Annotated in this window: 14 protein-coding genes and 1 pseudogene; 5 read left to right on the forward strand and 10 right to left on the reverse strand. The window is 28.3% G+C overall.

Translation table 11 applies throughout. The features are described 5' to 3' along the window. Nucleotides 1-131: 131 nt before the first annotated feature. The gene (gene uvrA, locus MKD41_RS03245) at nucleotides 132-2,918 is read right to left on the reverse strand and encodes an excinuclease ABC subunit UvrA (protein WP_240244011.1); all 2,787 of its coding nucleotides are present in this window, start codon (nucleotides 2,916-2,918) and stop codon (nucleotides 132-134) included. A 230-nt stretch (nucleotides 2,919-3,148) separates the two neighbouring features. Between uvrA and MKD41_RS03250 the strand changes: the two genes are divergently transcribed. Continuing rightward, nucleotides 3,149-3,733: an RNA polymerase sigma factor gene (locus tag MKD41_RS03250; RefSeq protein ID WP_240244012.1), complete on the forward strand. Its 585-nt coding sequence runs from the start codon at nucleotides 3,149-3,151 to the stop codon at nucleotides 3,731-3,733. Between the two features lie 676 nt (nucleotides 3,734-4,409). Here MKD41_RS03250 and MKD41_RS03255 read toward each other — a convergent pair. Continuing rightward, on the reverse strand, nucleotides 4,410-4,559 hold the full coding sequence (locus MKD41_RS03255) for a hypothetical protein (RefSeq protein WP_240244013.1): 150 nt from the start codon (nucleotides 4,557-4,559) through the stop codon (nucleotides 4,410-4,412). Next, nucleotides 4,552-5,202 carry an endonuclease III domain-containing protein gene (locus tag MKD41_RS03260; RefSeq protein ID WP_240244014.1) on the reverse strand — a complete coding sequence of 217 codons (651 nt, stop codon included), beginning with the start codon at nucleotides 5,200-5,202 and terminating at the stop codon, nucleotides 4,552-4,554. The genes MKD41_RS03255 and MKD41_RS03260 overlap by 8 nt, the downstream gene beginning before the upstream one ends. 119 nt (nucleotides 5,203-5,321) lie before the next feature. On the opposite strand from MKD41_RS03260, the gene bcp reads away from it, so the two are divergent. The 3 genes and pseudogenes from bcp to MKD41_RS03275 all read left to right on the forward strand — a co-directional run. Then, a complete protein-coding gene (bcp, locus tag MKD41_RS03265; RefSeq protein ID WP_240244015.1) occupies nucleotides 5,322-5,774 on the forward strand; it encodes a thioredoxin-dependent thiol peroxidase in 453 nt (150 codons plus the stop codon). A gap of 130 nt (nucleotides 5,775-5,904) precedes the next feature. After that, the gene (locus MKD41_RS03270; protein WP_240244016.1) at nucleotides 5,905-6,603 is read left to right on the forward strand and encodes a site-specific integrase; all 699 of its coding nucleotides are present in this window, start codon (nucleotides 5,905-5,907) and stop codon (nucleotides 6,601-6,603) included. 73 nt (nucleotides 6,604-6,676) lie between these two features. Next, nucleotides 6,677-6,973 (forward strand): annotated as a pseudogene (locus MKD41_RS03275) (tyrosine-type recombinase/integrase); the annotation flags it as partial. A gap of 12 nt (nucleotides 6,974-6,985) precedes the next feature. On the opposite strand, the gene MKD41_RS03280 reads toward MKD41_RS03275, so the two are convergent. Beyond that, nucleotides 6,986-7,417 (reverse strand): DNA-binding protein, encoded by a 432-nt coding sequence (locus tag MKD41_RS03280; RefSeq protein ID WP_256451677.1) that lies wholly within the window; start codon nucleotides 7,415-7,417, stop codon nucleotides 6,986-6,988. A 28-nt stretch (nucleotides 7,418-7,445) separates the two neighbouring features. Between MKD41_RS03280 and MKD41_RS03285 the strand changes: the two genes are divergently transcribed. Then, a protein-coding gene (locus tag MKD41_RS03285) for an IS3 family transposase (RefSeq protein ID WP_240244018.1) occupies nucleotides 7,446-8,626 on the forward strand; the annotation gives its coding sequence in 2 pieces (ribosomal slippage) (nucleotides 7,446-7,704 and nucleotides 7,704-8,626; 1,182 coding nt in all). Between the two features lie 88 nt (nucleotides 8,627-8,714). Here MKD41_RS03285 and mnmE read toward each other — a convergent pair. From mnmE to MKD41_RS03315, 6 genes are all read right to left on the reverse strand, one after another. After that, complete coding sequence (gene mnmE, locus MKD41_RS03290) at nucleotides 8,715-10,100, reverse strand: tRNA uridine-5-carboxymethylaminomethyl(34) synthesis GTPase MnmE (protein ID WP_240244019.1); 1,386 nt, start codon at nucleotides 10,098-10,100, stop codon at nucleotides 8,715-8,717. A gap of 125 nt (nucleotides 10,101-10,225) precedes the next feature. After that, a complete protein-coding gene (locus tag MKD41_RS03295; protein WP_240244020.1) occupies nucleotides 10,226-10,666 on the reverse strand; it encodes a DUF4268 domain-containing protein in 441 nt (146 codons plus the stop codon). Then, nucleotides 10,666-11,247 (reverse strand): tRNA-(ms[2]io[6]A)-hydroxylase, encoded by a 582-nt coding sequence (locus MKD41_RS03300; protein WP_240244997.1) that lies wholly within the window; start codon nucleotides 11,245-11,247, stop codon nucleotides 10,666-10,668. The genes MKD41_RS03295 and MKD41_RS03300 overlap by 1 nt, the downstream gene beginning before the upstream one ends. A 29-nt stretch (nucleotides 11,248-11,276) precedes the next feature. Further along, nucleotides 11,277-12,980 (reverse strand): DNA polymerase III subunit gamma/tau, encoded by a 1,704-nt coding sequence (gene dnaX, locus MKD41_RS03305; RefSeq protein WP_240244021.1) that lies wholly within the window; start codon nucleotides 12,978-12,980, stop codon nucleotides 11,277-11,279. A gap of 163 nt (nucleotides 12,981-13,143) precedes the next feature. Then, a complete protein-coding gene (locus tag MKD41_RS03310) occupies nucleotides 13,144-14,931 on the reverse strand; it encodes an AMP-dependent synthetase/ligase (RefSeq protein WP_240244022.1) in 1,788 nt (595 codons plus the stop codon). Nucleotides 14,932-15,007: 76 nt separating this feature from the next. Then, the gene (locus tag MKD41_RS03315; RefSeq protein ID WP_240244023.1) at nucleotides 15,008-16,789 is read right to left on the reverse strand and encodes an AMP-dependent synthetase/ligase; all 1,782 of its coding nucleotides are present in this window, start codon (nucleotides 16,787-16,789) and stop codon (nucleotides 15,008-15,010) included. Nucleotides 16,790-17,121 lie beyond the last annotated feature (332 nt).

A 17,121-nucleotide genomic window follows, 5' to 3' on the forward strand; every position in this document is an offset into this window, starting at 1 on the left:
ATTAAAGCCTAAATGCGTAACTCTTTATAGAATACTATAAAATTTGCCAATGTAGGCATAAGTATGTTATGTGCTGGTAATATTTAAAATCCAACAAAAGGCAGGCTTTTATTTTATTGAAAATTATTAATTTATACGTTTAACTTTTCGGCTAAATAAGGTGCTGTTAAAGAACCTTTACATTTAATTAGTGCTTCTGGTGTACCTTGAAATAGGAGAGAACCTCCATTTTTACCACCTTCTTTTCCTAAATCTATAATATAATCGGCACATTTAATTAAGTCTATATTATGCTCAATTACAATTATAGAATGTCCATTTTTAATTAAAGCATTAAACGATTTCAATAATTTTTTAATGTCGTGAAAGTGCAAACCAGTTGTAGGTTCATCAAAAATAAATAACGATTTACTTTGTCGCGTGCCTTTAACTAAAAATGAAGCTAATTTAATACGTTGTGCTTCACCACCAGAAAGTGTTGAAGAAGACTGTCCTAATGTTACATAACCCAAACCTACATCTTGTAGAGGTTGTAATTTTTTTACAATTTTAGTTTCGTTATGTTCTTTAAAAAAGGAAATAGCATCGTCTATAGTGCTATTTAAAATATCATTTATATTTTTTTTATAAAATTTAACTTCTAAAATTTCTTTTTTAAAACGCATTCCTTTGCAAGCTTCACACTCTAAATGCACATCTGCCATAAATTGCATTTCTACGGTTACTTCACCTTCTCCTTTACAAACTTCGCAACGTCCGCCTTCAACATTAAAAGAAAAATGTTTTGGTTGGTAGTTTCTTATTTTCGATAATTTTTCTGAAGCAAATAACGCTCTAATATCGTCATAGGCTTTTATGTAAGTAACAGGATTTGATCTGCTTGAACGGCCAATTGGGTTTTGGTTGATAAATTCTATATGTTCAATGGATTTAAAATTGCCTGTAATTTCGGTAAACTGACCAACCTTTTCGCCGTAACCGCCAATTTTCTTTTGAATGGCTGGAAACAAAATTTTACTAACCAAGGTGCTTTTACCACTTCCAGAAACACCTGTAATTACGGTTAGGCAATTCAATGGAAAAGTAACATTGATATTTTTTAAATTATTTTCTCTTGCTCCAATTACAGTAACTGCATTTTTTGAAGTTCTTCTTGTTTTTGGAACTTCAATTTGCTGTGTGTTATTTAAATAGTGAGCCGTTAAAGAGTTGGATTTTAGTATTTCTTTATAAGTACCTTCAGCAACAATTTCTCCACCAAAAGTTCCTGCTTCTGGGCCAATATCTATAATTAAATCGGCAGCCTTCATAATATCTTCATCGTGTTCAACCACAATAACTGTATTGCCTAAATTGCGTAAATCTTTTAGTACTTTTATTAAACGTTCGGTATCTTTTGGATGTAAACCTATACTAGGTTCATCTAAAATATACATAGAACCAACCAAACTACTACCAAGAGAAGTTGCTAAGTTAATACGTTGACTTTCACCGCCAGATAGAGTGTTTGAAGTTCTGTTTAAAGTTAAATAATTTAAGCCTACATCATTTAAAAATTGCAACCTGTTATTGATTTCAACCAATAAACGTTTCGCTATTTTTTCTTCATAAACATCAAGTTTTAGGTTTTTAAAGAATGTTGCTAATTCATTTAAAGGTACGTCAACTAATTGGTTAATACTTTTAGAATTAATTTTTACATAATTGGTTTCTTCTCTTAACCTTTTACCTTTACAAGTAGTACATTTAGTTTTTCCTCGGTAGCGAGAAAGCATTACTCGGTATTGAATTTTGTAACTTTTTTCTTCTAAATGCTTAAAAAAATGTGTTAATCCGTTAAAGTATTTATTACCATCCCAAATAAGTGCTTTTTGAGCTTCGGTTAGTTCGAACCAAGGTTTATGAATTGGAATATCAAATTTATATGCGTGTGATATTAAGTCGTTTTTATAATGGCTAAATGTATCTGTTTTCCAAGGAAGTATAGCATCTTCATAAATAGAGAGTGCTGTATTTGGAATTACTAAATCTTCATCAACTCCAATAACATTACCATAACCTTCGCAAGTTGGGCAGGCTCCATAAGGATTGTTAAAACTGAATAAATGTGTATTTGGTTCTAAAAATTGAAGACCATCTAATTCAAATTTATTATTGAATAAGGTTTCGTTTTTGGTTTCTAAATTTTGAATAATACAAGCTCCTTTTCCTTCAAAAAAAGCAGTTTGAATAGCATCGCCTAAACGGTTGTAAAAATCTTCATCATCCTTTACTATTATTCTGTCTATTACTAGATAAAAATCACGATCAATTTCTTCTGTAATAGTTTCAATTCTAAGAATTTTATTTTTATATTTTATTCTTGCATAGCCTTGTTGAGCAAGTATTTTTAATGTTTGAAGAACACTTCTTTCTTCTGGTATTTGTACAGGAGCAAGCAGTAATAATTTTGTTTTTAAGGGTGTTTTTTTTATATGATTAATTACGTTGCTAACGGTGTGTTTTTTTACTTCATTTCCAGAAATAGGAGAGTAGGTTTTACCAATTCTAGCAAACAAAAGTTTTAAATAATCGTAAATTTCTGTTGAGGTTCCAACGGTAGATCTAGGATTTGTGGAGTTTACTTTTTGTTCAATAGCAATAGCTGGAGCAATACCTTTTATATAATCTACTTTAGGTTTGTTTAATCTGCCTAAAAACTGACGTGCGTACGATGACAAGCTTTCAACGTATCTACGTTGTCCTTCTGCAAATAAAGTATCGAATGCTAAACTAGATTTTCCAGAACCAGAAAGTCCTGTAATTACAACCAATTTATTTCTAGGAATTGCAACATCAATATTTTTTAAGTTATGAAGAGAGGCTCCTTTTATTAGAATATTTTCTTTTGGGTTTAATTCGGCAAGGTTTTTGGTCATATTACTTCAGAAAAATTAAAAAACAAAGATAATTACAATAAATGAGAATTTTAATAGCATTGCAAAACATAATTTAAAAAATATATGTAGTAAATTTAAATTTTACTTGTAAATGTTAAAAAAATACTGCATATTTGATTATTAATTCTAAAAAAAGAGCGCCTATATAACACAATTACTTTTTAAATCAAATACAAATTAATTAAACCCCACTTAAATGTATTTTTATTATGCAAAGTAAAGTTATATCCGATAGCGTTTTAGTTAACGACTATATAAATGGTAATGAAAAGTCTTTAGAAACTTTAATTGTTCGTCATAAACAGCGAATTTTTAGTTTTATATTGTCTAAAGTACTCGATAGAGAAATTGCAGAAGATATTTTTCAAGATACTTTTATTAAAGTTATAAATACCTTAAAAAGAGGTAAATATAATGAAGAAGGTAAGTTTTTACCATGGGTTATGCGTATAGCTCATAATTTAGTAATTGATCATTTTAGAAGAAATAAAAGAATTCCAACATTTAAAAATACCGACGAGTTTGATATTTTTACTGTAATAAGTGATGAAGTTTTAAATGTAGAAAAACAACTTATAAAAGATCAAATTTTAGACGATATTAGAGGTTTAATTGTTGAATTGCCCGATGATCAAAAAGAAGTTTTAGTTATGCGTATGTATAAAGACATGAGCTTTAAAGAAATTGCAGAAAATACTGATGTAAGTATAAATACTGCACTTGGAAGAATGCGTTACGCTTTAATTAACTTGAGAAAATTAATTGAAAAACACAATATTGTTTTGGTTAATTAATACTAAATGTAAAATTTCATCGTTATTAAACTATAAATAAGTTATATATGATGAAACTTTACTCTGAAAAGATTCCAATTATGGAACAACCAAAACCTGAAATAATTCAATATTTGCTGAGTTACTCTAAACAAATAAGAGTAATTAAAACCAACAAAAACAACTATATTGAATTACATTTGAATTAATGTTCTTTAAGCCCATTTTTTAACCAAAAATGGGCTTTTTAGTGTTTTAAATTAATCGTACTTTGCTTTTTTAGCCTTTTTTGCAGCTTTTTTTTCTTTAGTAGTTTTAAGCGGCTCTTTTTTTACATTTTTTTTTGCATCTTGACCTTTAGACATTTTGTGTGGTTTTAGACATTAAATTTAAAATAAATAAATAAATATTAAAATTGCTATTTATTTTAAGTATGAAGGTAGGTTAATTTTTTTACTTAAATAATAAAATATTGCTTCTTTATTTTTAACTTAAATTATGAAAAAAGGGCCTTCTTAGGCTTAAAATTAGTATCGAGAATGGTGTTTTTATAGAATTATAATGGTTATCAATACGATTTTTACCAAAAATCACTCGAGCTGACGCGTATACACAAATAAATAATTAAAATGCATAACGGGTTATTCATAATTTAAAAAATTAACTTAATAACTAAATTTTTTCCGTAAAAAAACATTTATTCACTTTCTTGAGATTTTCTAACAATGGCTTTTAAGCGTTCTTTGTTGGCTATTTTAGAAGCTTTTAATTTATTTTTTTTCTGGTTCATTAATTTTGAATGTAAAGCTTTGTTCTTTGTATTTTTTGCGCTTCCTTTTTTAGCCATTTTTTATTTTATTTAAAATAGATTTTCTACCAATGGTTTTAGTAATTATATCCTTCTCAATATCCCAGCCTCTAGCAGGAGAATATTCTCTACCATAAAATATAATTTGTAAATGAAGCTTGTTCCATAATTCTTTAGGGAATAAACGTTTGGCATCTTTTTCACTTTGTTCAACATTTTTTCCATTTGATATACCCCAACGATATAATAATCTGTGAATGTGAGTGTCTACGGGAAATGCAGGGAACCCAAAGGCTTGACTCATAACAACGCTTGCAGTTTTATGACCTACAGCTGGTAATTCTTCTAAATCTTTATAATTTTGAGGAACTTTTCCTTGGTGTTTTTCTATCAATATTTTAGATAATCCATAAATGCCTTTAGATTTCATAGGAGATAATCCAACAGGTTTTATAATTTCTCGTATTTCTTCTACCGTGAGTTTTACCATATCGTACGGATTATCAGCTTTTGCAAATAAAATAGGTGTAATTTTATTAACTCCAATATCTGTGCTTTGGGCAGACATTAAAACTGCAATTAGTAGCGTATACGGATCTTTATGGTCTAAAGGAATTGGAACTTTTGGATATAATTCTTCAAGAGTATCAATTACAAATTGAATTTTTTCTTTTTTTGTCATTATTTAGTTATTGTAAAAAATAAAAGTACAAAGTTTCTTAAAATTTACAGAGATAATTCTTAAAAAAGTTTTAATTGTACTAATAACTTTTTAACTTTCAATTTTAAAACCAATTATAAATGACAACATTAAAAGTAGGTGATAAAGCACCAAATTTTGAAGCATTAGATCAGCAAGGAAATACCATTAAATTAGCAGATTACGCAGGGAAAAAGTTAGTATTATTTTTTTACCCAAAAGCAAGTACACCAGGTTGTACAATGGAAGCCTGTAATTTAAGAGATAATTATCAATCTTTTTTAGCTAAAGGATATGATGTTTTAGGTGTAAGTGCCGATTCTGCAAAACGTCAACAAAATTTTATTAATAAAAATGAACTTCCTTTTCCGTTATTGGCAGACGAAGATAAAACTGTAATTAATGCTTTTGGTGTTTGGGGACCAAAAAAGTTTATGGGAAGAGAATATGATGGAATACATAGAACTACATTTGTTATTGATGAAAATGGAATTTTAGAAGATATAATTTCAAAAGTAAAAACAAAACAGCATACAAGTCAGATTTTAGAATAATTTGACTGTGTTTTTATAATTATAGCCTATTTATTTTTAGTAGTGTAGGGGAGAAGTGTAGTTTTAAGAAGTTGTATTTTAAATAGTTATATTTTAGTTTTTAATTAAAATTTAATATATTTGAAATGCTATGAATAAAAATCACATTTCATTTACTACAGTTATTTTAAAAAAAGTAATTCACAGAAAAAAACCTGTTTTACTTTTTACATTTAAATATGATGACAAAATAATTAACCTTTTACGTAAAAAACATTTTTTTAAATGGAGTAAAACCTTAAAAGGTTGGTATTGCAATTATACTGATGAAAATTTAAAGATCGTAAAAAAAGAAATTATACCTTACCTTAAATATACTTTTGATAAAGAAAGTTTTAATACTAAACAATTAAAATATTATAAAGACCGAAAGCTTTCAGATAAAAATAAATTACTTATTAGTAATTATATAAAATATTTAAAAGGTAAAAGATATAGCGAAAGTACTGTTAAAACCTATTTTACATTTATAGCAGACTTTATTAATTATATACAAGCTAAAGCTATTTCTGAGATATCAAATAGAGATGTTGAACTTTTTATAGAAGAAGTTTTTGTGCCTAGAAAATACAGTATTAGTTCGCAACGTCAGTTTATTAGTGCAATTAAATTATTTAATAATTTTTATCCAGAATGTAAAATAGAATCTATAGAGTTAGATCGTCCCAAAAAAAGTAAAATATTACCCACTGTTTTATCTAAGGAAGAAATTATTGATTTGCTTAGATGTACAAAAAACTTAAAGCATAGGGCTGTTATAGCAATGATTTATTCGGCTGGTTTGCTATAAGTGAGTTGATTAATTTAGATTTAAGCTATATTGATATTGATAGACGTCAAATTATAGTAAAAACAGTAAAGGTCGTAGAGATAGAAATATTTTTTTGGCAGAAAGTTTTATTCCGTTATTACTCAATTACTTTAACAGTTACGAACCCCAGCATTATTTTGTAGAAGGAAAACCAGGAACTAAGTATAGTGTTGAAAGTGTACGTGCTTTTTTAAAACGTTCGTGTATAAATGCAAATATTACAAAACGTGTAACACCACATATTTTACGACATAGCTATGCGACACACTTATTAGAAAATGGTATTGATATACGCTATATTCAGGAACTTCTTAGACATTTACCCCATGGGATAAAACAATTAGCATGAGTTATTATTATTTTATCTACTTCTGCTCCCTTCTTTATAGGTTTTAATACCTTGTTTAAGCCAACGTTTAAGTTCAATACAAGGCTGAAAATTTAAATGGTATTTTAGAATACTGCGTTTAGGAGTTAATTTTTTAGGATCTTCATTAGCTTTGCATTTAAAACCTATTTTAAATTTTCCAATATTTTCTAAATCTACAATTTGCCCTTCTTCAAGGTGTTGTTTTAATTTTCCTCCTAAAGCCATTAAAACAAATTTTACATCAATAGCACTTAAACTGCACTCGTTGCTAATTTCGTAACTAATTTGATTTAGATTAATAGTTCCCGTATTAACTGCCTGCATAATGTATTGCTCTTTATTTTTACTTGTAATAGTATTACTTCTTTTTGTAATTCGATATCTTGGAATTACTACATTAGACTGGACATAAAGATGCGAGATTTAGAGTTACTTAAATTAACTTTGAATTATGAAAAGACAACACAGAAATTACAGTACATCATTTAAACAAAAGGCCTTAGAATTAAGCTATGCACGAGGTAGTGTTAAGCAAATATGTGAGGAATTGGATATCCCATATTCGGTATTACATCGTTGGCGGCGTGAGTCACAAGATTATGGGAAGAACAGTTTTCCAGGTCGAGGGAAGCCAAAATTAACAGATGAGCAAAAAGAACTAGCGTTATTAAAGCGTCAGTTAAAAGATGTTTCAGAAGAAAATGAGATATTAAAAAAGGCGGTGAGCATCTTCTCCAAGAGCGACAAGAGAAATTCAGGTTTATAAAACACCATAAATTTAAATTTTCAGTTGAGAAGATGTGTAAAGTATTAAAAGTAAGTACTAGCGGTTATTATAATTGGTTAAAGGCTAAGGCGTCAGATCTTTGGTTATATAATCAGAAGCTGTCAGCAATGATTGTTACTATCTTTAATGATAGTTTTGAAAGCTATGGAGCTCCAAGAATAAAAGCCGCATTAGAAAAGCTAGGTCATTATATTTCTAAACCAAGAGTAGCTAGAATTATGAGGGTTAACGGGTTATTTGCTAGAAGAATACGAAAATTTAAAGTAACTACAGATAGCAATCATAAATATTCTGTAGCAGCAAATATTTTAAATCAAAACTTTGAAGTCTCTAGAAAAAATCAAGTATGGGTGTCGGATATCACTTATATAGAAACTAAACAAGGATGGATGTATTTAACGGTCGTTATAGATTTGTTTAACAGAAAAATAATTGGGTGGTCTATGAGTGATAATTTAACAACTAAAGACACTATAATCTCTGCTTGGAATATGGCTGTTAAATCGACTGTAATTAAAGAAGAACTCATTTTTCATTCTGACAAGGGAGTTCAGTATGCTAATAGTCGTTTTACAGATATTATTAAAAATTACAAGGGGCTAGTAATACAATCTATGAGTAGAAAAGGGAATTGTTGGGATAATGCGGTTGCAGAATCCTTTTTCAAAAGCTTAAAAACAGAATGGGTTTATAAACACAAATACAATTATAGATCTCAGGCAGAACTATCAATCTTTAGTTGGATAGAAACTTGGTATAATAAAAGAAGGATACACTCAACTTTAGGTTATAAAACTATTAATGAATTTGAAACAGAAATGTATAATCAAAATGTAGCCGCTTAAATCTCGCAATTAATTGTCCAATGTTTTGTTGCAAGTCCACTTATAAAATTAACAAAAACAAGTAGTTATAAAACAAAAAGAAAGATAATTACTTTCCGATACAGAAGTTGGCGAAAATATTACCCAATAAATCTTCTGTAGTGACTTCTCCGGTGATTTCTCCTAAATGAAATAATGCTTGACGAATATCAATTGCAAATAAATCGGTACTTATATTATTTTCAATTCCTTTTTGAACTTCTTTTATAGACAAATACGCATTGTTTAGTGCTTCAAAATGTCTAGAATTACTAACAATTGTTTCATTATTACTTAAGGCTCCTTTGTTTACTAATTGAGTTAAAGTTGTGGTAAGTTTATGAATACCTATTTTATTTTTTGCGGATAAAATGATTAGACTTTCGTAGGTGTTTTTTAGTGTAGTTATTTGTGCTTCACTTAATAAATCTGATTTATTTACAATTGTTAAAATCTTTTTTGAAGGGTATTTTTGCTCTAATTCTGAAATATTTTGTTGTAATGTTTCTATATTAGAAGCATCTATTAATTGTAAAACTAACTGAGCTTTTTCTATAGTTGAGAATGTTTTTGTAATTCCTATGTTTTCAACATAATCTTCTGTAGTTCTTATACCTGCAGTATCTATAAATCGATAAGCTATACCTTCAATATTAATTTCATCTTCTATAGCATCTCTTGTTGTTCCGGCAATATGACTAACTATTGCTTTTTCTTCATTTAAAAGAGCATTTAATAAAGTAGACTTTCCTACATTTGGCTCTCCAACAATGGCTATTGGTATTCCGTTTTTTAATACATTTCCTAAGGCAAAAGAATCTATTAGTTGTTTTAAAACGGCACTAATTTGATTGATTAGATTAGAGAATTCAGTTCTGTCAGCAAATTCAACATCTTCTTCTGCAAAATCTAATTCCAATTCAATTAAACTGGCAAAATTTAGTAATTGTTGACGTAGTTTTTCAATTTCTGAACTAAATCCGCCACGCATTTGTTGTAAAGCTACCTGGTGAGAGGCTGCAGAATTTGAAGCAATTAAATCAGCTACAGCTTCAGCTTGACTTAAATCCATTTTACCATTTAAAAAGGCGCGGAGTGTAAATTCTCCGGCATCGGCATTTCTAACGCCACTTTTTATAAATAATTGTATAATTTCTTGTTGAATATATACAGAACCATGACAATTTATTTCAACTACATTTTCTCCAGTATAACTGTTTGGGTTTTTAAAAACAGATATTAAAACTTCATCTATAATGCGTTTATTATCTATAATATTTCCTAAATGAATTGTATGAGATTTTACATTGTTTAAGTCTTTATTTCCAAATTTTGATTTAAAGTGCTTGTTTACAATTTCAATAGATTTTTCACCAGAAAGTCTAATAACAGCAATAGCTCCAACTCCAGATGAAGTTGCTAAAGCAATAATAGTATCGTTTTTAATTGCATTCATAATTGCAAAAATAAGGTTTTCTTTAAAGATGGAGGAGAAAAGATGAAAGAGAAAATATAAATTGAATAAAGAGAGTGAAAATATGTGTGTTAACTATAAAAAAAATAGCAAATAGTAACTAATAGCTAGTAGATTGCTCTTTTTATAAAGTCTTCATAATATTCATAAAATTCTTCAAATTGGTGCATAGCTTCATTAAAAAAATAATATACATTTTGCCAGGTATTTTTGTTATGAATATTAAATTCGCCATTGTATTTTACATAAATTCTATGAATTACTTTTCCGCTTTCTAAAAGGTAAACTTCATCAAAAATTACATCAGGTAAATAATCTTCTATTAAAATGTCTTTTAATTCTATAACTTGATCAAAAAGTAATTCATTTTTAGTTCTATCAAAAGATTCAATGTCTAAACAAACAAGTGCTTGTTTTTTGTCTGCAACAAATTTAAACCCGAAATCTTTAATTTTGGTTCTATACAATAACCATTTTCTAGGAAATGATTTTCCAAAACTAGTCCAAAATTCTTTTCTTAATTGTGCAGATTCTTCTTTGCTAAACATTACCCGTGTACTTTTGCTTTAACACCTCTTTTTTTCATAAATTCAGCTTCATAGGCAACAAGTCCTTTCCATTTTTCATCTACAATTTTTCTGTCTTGATATTTTCTAGCAAAATTTAAAAAAGTAACATAATGGTTTGCTTCTGAAACCATTAAGTCGTAATAAAATTTAGACAGTTCTTCATCTTTCATATTCTCAGAAAAAACTTTAAAACGTTCGCAACTTCTTGCTTCAATTAAAGCTGCAATTAGTAAACGTTGAATTAGACTTTCTAAACGATCTTTTGTTTTTGGAAAGTAGTTTTGCAAATGCATTGCATAGTCGTTTTTTTGTGCTCTACCTAATGTCATACCACGTTTTACCATTATATCATGCACCATTTTAAAGTGCTCTAATTCTTCAATAGCAATTAAAGCCATTTCTTGAACCAATTCGGTTTCTTCAGAATAATTTATAATAAGTGAAGTGGCATTTGCCGATGCTTTTTGTTCTGCATAGGCGTGATCGGTTAATATTTGTCGTAAATCGTTTTTAGCAATTTCTGCCCAAGAAGTTCCTGTTTCAAATTGTAGACCAAGCATCATGATAAATTAATTTTTATTGTTTGAAATTATAAATCTAAATCGAATGTTTTTTTTAGTAACGCTAACGCATCATTTTTTTCTTTTAACTTTTCATATTTTTCTTGAGGTGTGTATGCAAACTTTTTAGTTTCCTCTTCATTAACATGTAAAATTAAATCTACTTTAAAATTATTTAATTTTTCTCGTATAAATTTTAAAAGAGGATATTTACCTTTTTCTAATTGGTCTTTCATTAAATGATTTGGTAAATTAAAATGTAGATTTGAATCTTTTAAATATGGTTTGTTGGTATTCATAACCGCAGTTAGACTTTTTTTTCCTTTACTTAAAAGTAATTCTGCATATTTTTTCCAAGCTAAAACAGCTTCACCTTCTGAAAAACTATCTGTTGGTAAACCTTCAACTTCATCGTATTCAACTTCTATTTTTTCTAATTCTTTTTTACGGTTAATACTTGTTAAAGATAGGGCAGAGCGTCTTCTAGTTGTTTCTATTATTGGCTTTACTATTTTTTTCTTAACAGGAACCTCAGTTTTAGAAATTATTGGAGCTTTTTCTACGTTATTTACTTGTTTTTGGTACGTAGGAATTTGTTTTGAAAACGTGCGTCTTTTTACTTTACTTTCAAAATGAATAGCTGCAATTATGTAAGGTTTGTTATTTTTTTTTTCTCTATCAAAAGTGATAGAGGCTAATTGCATTAAAGTAAGTTCTACTAACAACCGTTGATTTTTACTGCTTTTATATTTTAAATCGCAGTTGTTTGCCAAGTCAATAGCTTGTAATAAAAAACGCAGATCACTTTTTTGTGCCTGTGCTAAATATTTCTTTTTAGCATTGTCTCCAACTTCTAATAATTCTAAGGTAATTTTATCTTTAGCAACTAGTAAATCTCTAAAATGAGAAGCTAAACCACTAATAAAATGATGGCCTTCAAAACCTTTAGATAAAATAGTGTTATAATGAACTAAAACTTCTGGTATTTTATTTTCTAGCAGCAAATCTGTGGTTATAAAATATTCATCATAATCTAAAACATTTAAATTTTCAGTAACTGCTTTTCTTGTTAATTCTTTTCCTGAAAAACTTACAACTCTATCAAAAATAGATAAAGCATCTCTCATAGCTCCATCTGCTTTTTGAGCAATTATATGAAGCGCATCATCTTCGGCATTAATATTTTCTTGAGCAGCAATTTTAATTAAATATTCTTTAGCGTCTAAAACTCCGATTCTTTTAAAATCAAATATTTGACATCTAGATAGAATAGTAGGTATTATTTTATGTTTTTCTGTTGTTGCTAAAATAAAAATAGCATGTGCTGGCGGTTCTTCTAATGTTTTTAGAAAAGCATTAAATGCAGCTTGAGAAAGCATGTGAACCTCATCTATAATATAAACTTTATATTTTCCGGTTTGTGGTGGAATTCTAACTTGATCGGTTAAGCTTCTAATATCATCAACAGAGTTATTTGAAGCTGCATCTAATTCAAAAATATTAAATGCAAAGTCATCTTCGCTAGTTTCGCCTGCATTTTCATTAATTTTTTTAGCTAAAATTCTAGCACAGGTTGTTTTACCAACACCACGAGGGCCTGTAAATAAAAGTGCTTGTGCTAAATGGTTATTTTTTATAGCGTTTTCTAGCGTGTTTGTAATCGCTTTTTGCCCAATTACATCCTCAAATGTTTGAGGTCTATATTTACGAGCTGATACTATAAATTGTTCCATTAATTATAATTTAGTTGTTTTACAAAAATAGATAAACTAAAGTGTTTTTTAACTTAAAAAGCAGAAAAAAGTTATAAAAAACACATAATATTCTTGTTGAAAAATGCCATTGTATTTTTTATAACTTTTAATTAATTAGCTTAGTGTAGCTTACCGTTGCCCTTTATTTAGGGTTATTTTCATATATTTTATTATATAAATGAGTGTATTTCTTTAAAATTTCGTTTCGTTTAGGTTTCATTGTAGGAGTAAGCAGGTTGTTTTCAATACTCCAAACATCTGGTGTTAATTCGAAACGTTTAATAGTTTCCCATTTTGCAAAGTTTTTATTTCCTTTTTTAATTTCTTTGCTAATACGTTTAATTACTTTTGGGTTATCTATTAATTCTTGATTGTCTTCTGAAACTTGTTCTTGATGAATACGTGCCCAATCTCTAATAAATTCAAAGTTAGGTTGTACAATAGCTCCAGGCATTTTTTGACCTTCACCTACAACTAATATTTGTTCTATAAAACGAGATTGTTTCATTTCATTTTCTAGAAGGGCAGGGGCTACGTATTTTCCACCAGAGGTTTTAAATATTTCTTTTTTACGTCCTGTAATAGATAAAAACCCATCTTTATCAAATTCTCCTTTATCACCAGTATGAAAATACTCACCAGTCATAACACTTGCAGTACGTTCAGGGTCTTTATAATAACCTTGCATTACATTTGGACCTTTTACTAAGATTTCACCATCTTCAGCTATTTTTACAGTTACATTGTCTATTGTTTTTCCAATAGTTCCAATTCTAAACATATTGCCATTAATCATATTAACAGAGATTACAGGAGATGTTTCTGTTAATCCATAACCTTCCATTACAGGCATTTGTGCTGCTGCAAATACTCTTGAAAGTCTTGGTTGAAGTGCTGCACTACCAGATACCATAGTTGCCATTCTTCCACCTAAAGCTTCACGCCATTTGCTAAAAATTAATTTGTTTGCTATTTTTAATTTTTGTTCGTACCACCAGCCATTTGCGTTGTATGGTTCATATTTAAGGGCTAAATCTACAGCCCAAAAGAACAGTAATTTTTTAATTCCTTTTAATTCTGAACCTTTATTAATAATGCTATCATATACTTTTTCTAATAAACGTGGAACAACGGTCATAAAATGCGGTTTCACCTCTTTAAGATTATCTACTATTGTATCCATCCCTTCTGCAAAATAGATTGAAGTTCCTGTGTATTGGTATAAATAATGTAACATTCGTTCAAATACATGGCAGACAGGTAAAAAACTTAAGGCTGTAATTTTTCCAAATTCTAAAGGAAGTCTAGGTACACTATCTAAAACATTTGTTACTATGTTTTTATGAGATAACATAACACCTTTTGGTTTTCCTGTTGTTCCAGATGTATAAATAATTGTAGCTAAATCATCTGTTTTTACTTCTTCTTTTATTTTATCTACTTCAGCCTGTAAGCTTTCATCTTTCCCTAATTCTATAATTTCATTCCAATTTTTACACTTTTTTAATGTATCAAATGAATATATTTCTTTTAAAGATGGCACTTCTTTTCCAATACTTTTGGCTTTTTTATATAAATCTTTATCAGATAAAAAGCAGTAAGAAACTTCTGCGTGGTTAAAAATGTATAAATAATCTTCTTCAGATATTGTTGGGTAAATAGGAACATTTATAGCGCCTATTTGTAGTAAAGCAAAATCTAAAAGATTCCACTCTGTTCTATTATTAGAAGAAATAACAGCTATTTTATCTCCTGGTTTTACTCCTAATTTAAGTAATCCACGGCTAAGAGTGTTTCCTTTATTAATAAATTCTTGTGAAGAAGTAGCCTTCCATTCACCATTATATTTGGTATTGAAAGCATTTGGTAATTTATAAGTTTCAAGTTGGTGGTATGCAAACTCAAATAATTTAGTTATGTGTTTAGACATGTATGTTTGGTTTTATGTAGCGTTGCAAAGTATAAAATATTAAATAATTTTACAAGAACAGAAGTTACTAAGTAGGCTACTTTGTTGTTAAATATATTTTATCAATTAATTTTTGGTATTTATTTTTAATAGCATTTCTTTTTATTTTCATTGTTGGGGTTAGTAATCCGTTTTCTATACTCCAAACTTCTGAAGTTAATTCAAAAACTTTTATTTGTTCCCATTGACCAAATTTTTTGTTTGCTTGGTCAATTTCTTTTTGAATGCGTTTTATTACTTTTTTATTGGTTATTAATGCATTTAAAGAAGCGTCAGTTTTAATTTTTTTTCGTTTCAACCATTCATTTAAAAATTCAAAATGAGGTTGTATTATTGCTGCGGCCATTTTTTTACCTTCACCAATAACCATTATTTGTTCTATAAAACGAGATTCTTTTAATTTGTTTTCTAGTACAGCAGGGGCAATGTATTTACCTCCAGAAGTTTTAAACATTTCTTTTTTTCTATCGGTAATTTTTAAAAAACCTTCATTGTCTAGTTCTCCAATATCGCCGGTATGTAAATAATTATTTATGATAGTTTTTTTAGTAAGATCTTCGTTTTTGTAATACCCTAGCATAACATTACTTCCTTTTACCAATATTTCACCATCGGTTGCTATTTTAATTTCTATAGCTTCTAGAGCTTTGCCAACTGTACCTATTTTAAAGCTTTTATTTCTAAAATCGTTTATAGAAATTCCAGGTGAAGTTTCTGTCATTCCATAACCTTCAAAAACTGGAATATTTGCTGCAGTAAATACTTGAATTAATTTTGGTTGAAGAGGAGCACTTCCTGAAACTAAAAATTTAATGTTTCCGCCTAAAGCTTCTCGCCATTTATTAAAAATTATTTTGTTTGCAACTTTTAGTTGAAAATGATACCACCAGCCATTTTTATTATATGGTTGATAGTTTTTTGCAAGGTCTAAAGCCCAAAAGAATAATAGTTTTTTAATACCAGTAAGGTTGCTTCCTTTGTCTACAATTTTATCGTAAATTTTTTCTAATAAACGAGGAACAACAGGTATAAAATGTGGTTTAACTTCTCGCAAATTATCACCTAATTTATCTATAGATTCTGCAAAATAAATTTCAAAACCCATTAATTGGTAGTAATAAAGCGCAAAACGTTCAAAAATATGACAAACAGGTAAATAACTTAAAACTTTATATGTTTTTGCATCTAAGGCTAAAGCTTTAGAGCTGACATAGGTGTTTTCTACAATATTTTGATGACTTAGCATAACTCCTTTTGGTATTCCTGTTGTTCCAGACGTATAAATAATAGTTGCTAAGTCTTTTTTGTCGACTTTGTTTTTAAGAGAATTTACATTTTTTTGATTTGAAGTGTCTTCACCTAATTTTAATAAGGATTTCCAAGATAATATATTTTTTAATGTATCAAAAGAGTAAATGTCTTTTAACTGTGTTTGGTCTTTTATTTTAGATACTTTTTTTGCTAAATATTCATCGGAGACAAAGCAATAAACAGCATCTGAATGATTGATGATATACGCATAGTCTTTAGATGAAATTGTAGGGTATAACGGTACATTTATGGCTCCAATTTGTAAAACTGCAATATCTAAAATGTTCCATTCAATTCTATTTGTGGAGGTAACTACGGCAATTTTATCCCCAGGTTTAACACCTAACCTTAATAATGCTCTACTAATTTTATTTGCAAGTTCTAAGTATTCTAAAGTTGATGTTGCAACCCAAGAATTATTAACTTTTGTGTTAAATAATTTTTCTTGTTGATTGTATTTTAATTGCAAGTATGCAAAATCAAATAATCTAGTAGCTGTTTGAGTCATTATATTAAAAAGACAAGTTGGTTAATGCAAAATATAAATTAAAAACTGATTTTGCAAATTATGAATTTTAGTTAATTTAACGATACTAAATATTTAAGCTCAAAAAATATTCTTTTTTTACATATTTATCTTTTTAACGAGTGTTTTTTTTATAATATTTTAAATAAATGTCTTTTTTAAGCCTTTTTAGTGTATTTTAGATAAAATTAATATATCTTAAATTAACTTGAAAATGTATTAAATTGATATTTTAATACCTAAACTTTTTATTGCATTTTTAAAAACATTTCTCTAGCTATATACTTCAATCGTTTTAGTAAATAAGTGAAAAA

The organism is Lutibacter sp. A64 (genome assembly GCF_022429565.1).
Classification (GTDB): Bacteria; Bacteroidota; Bacteroidia; order Flavobacteriales; family Flavobacteriaceae; genus Lutibacter.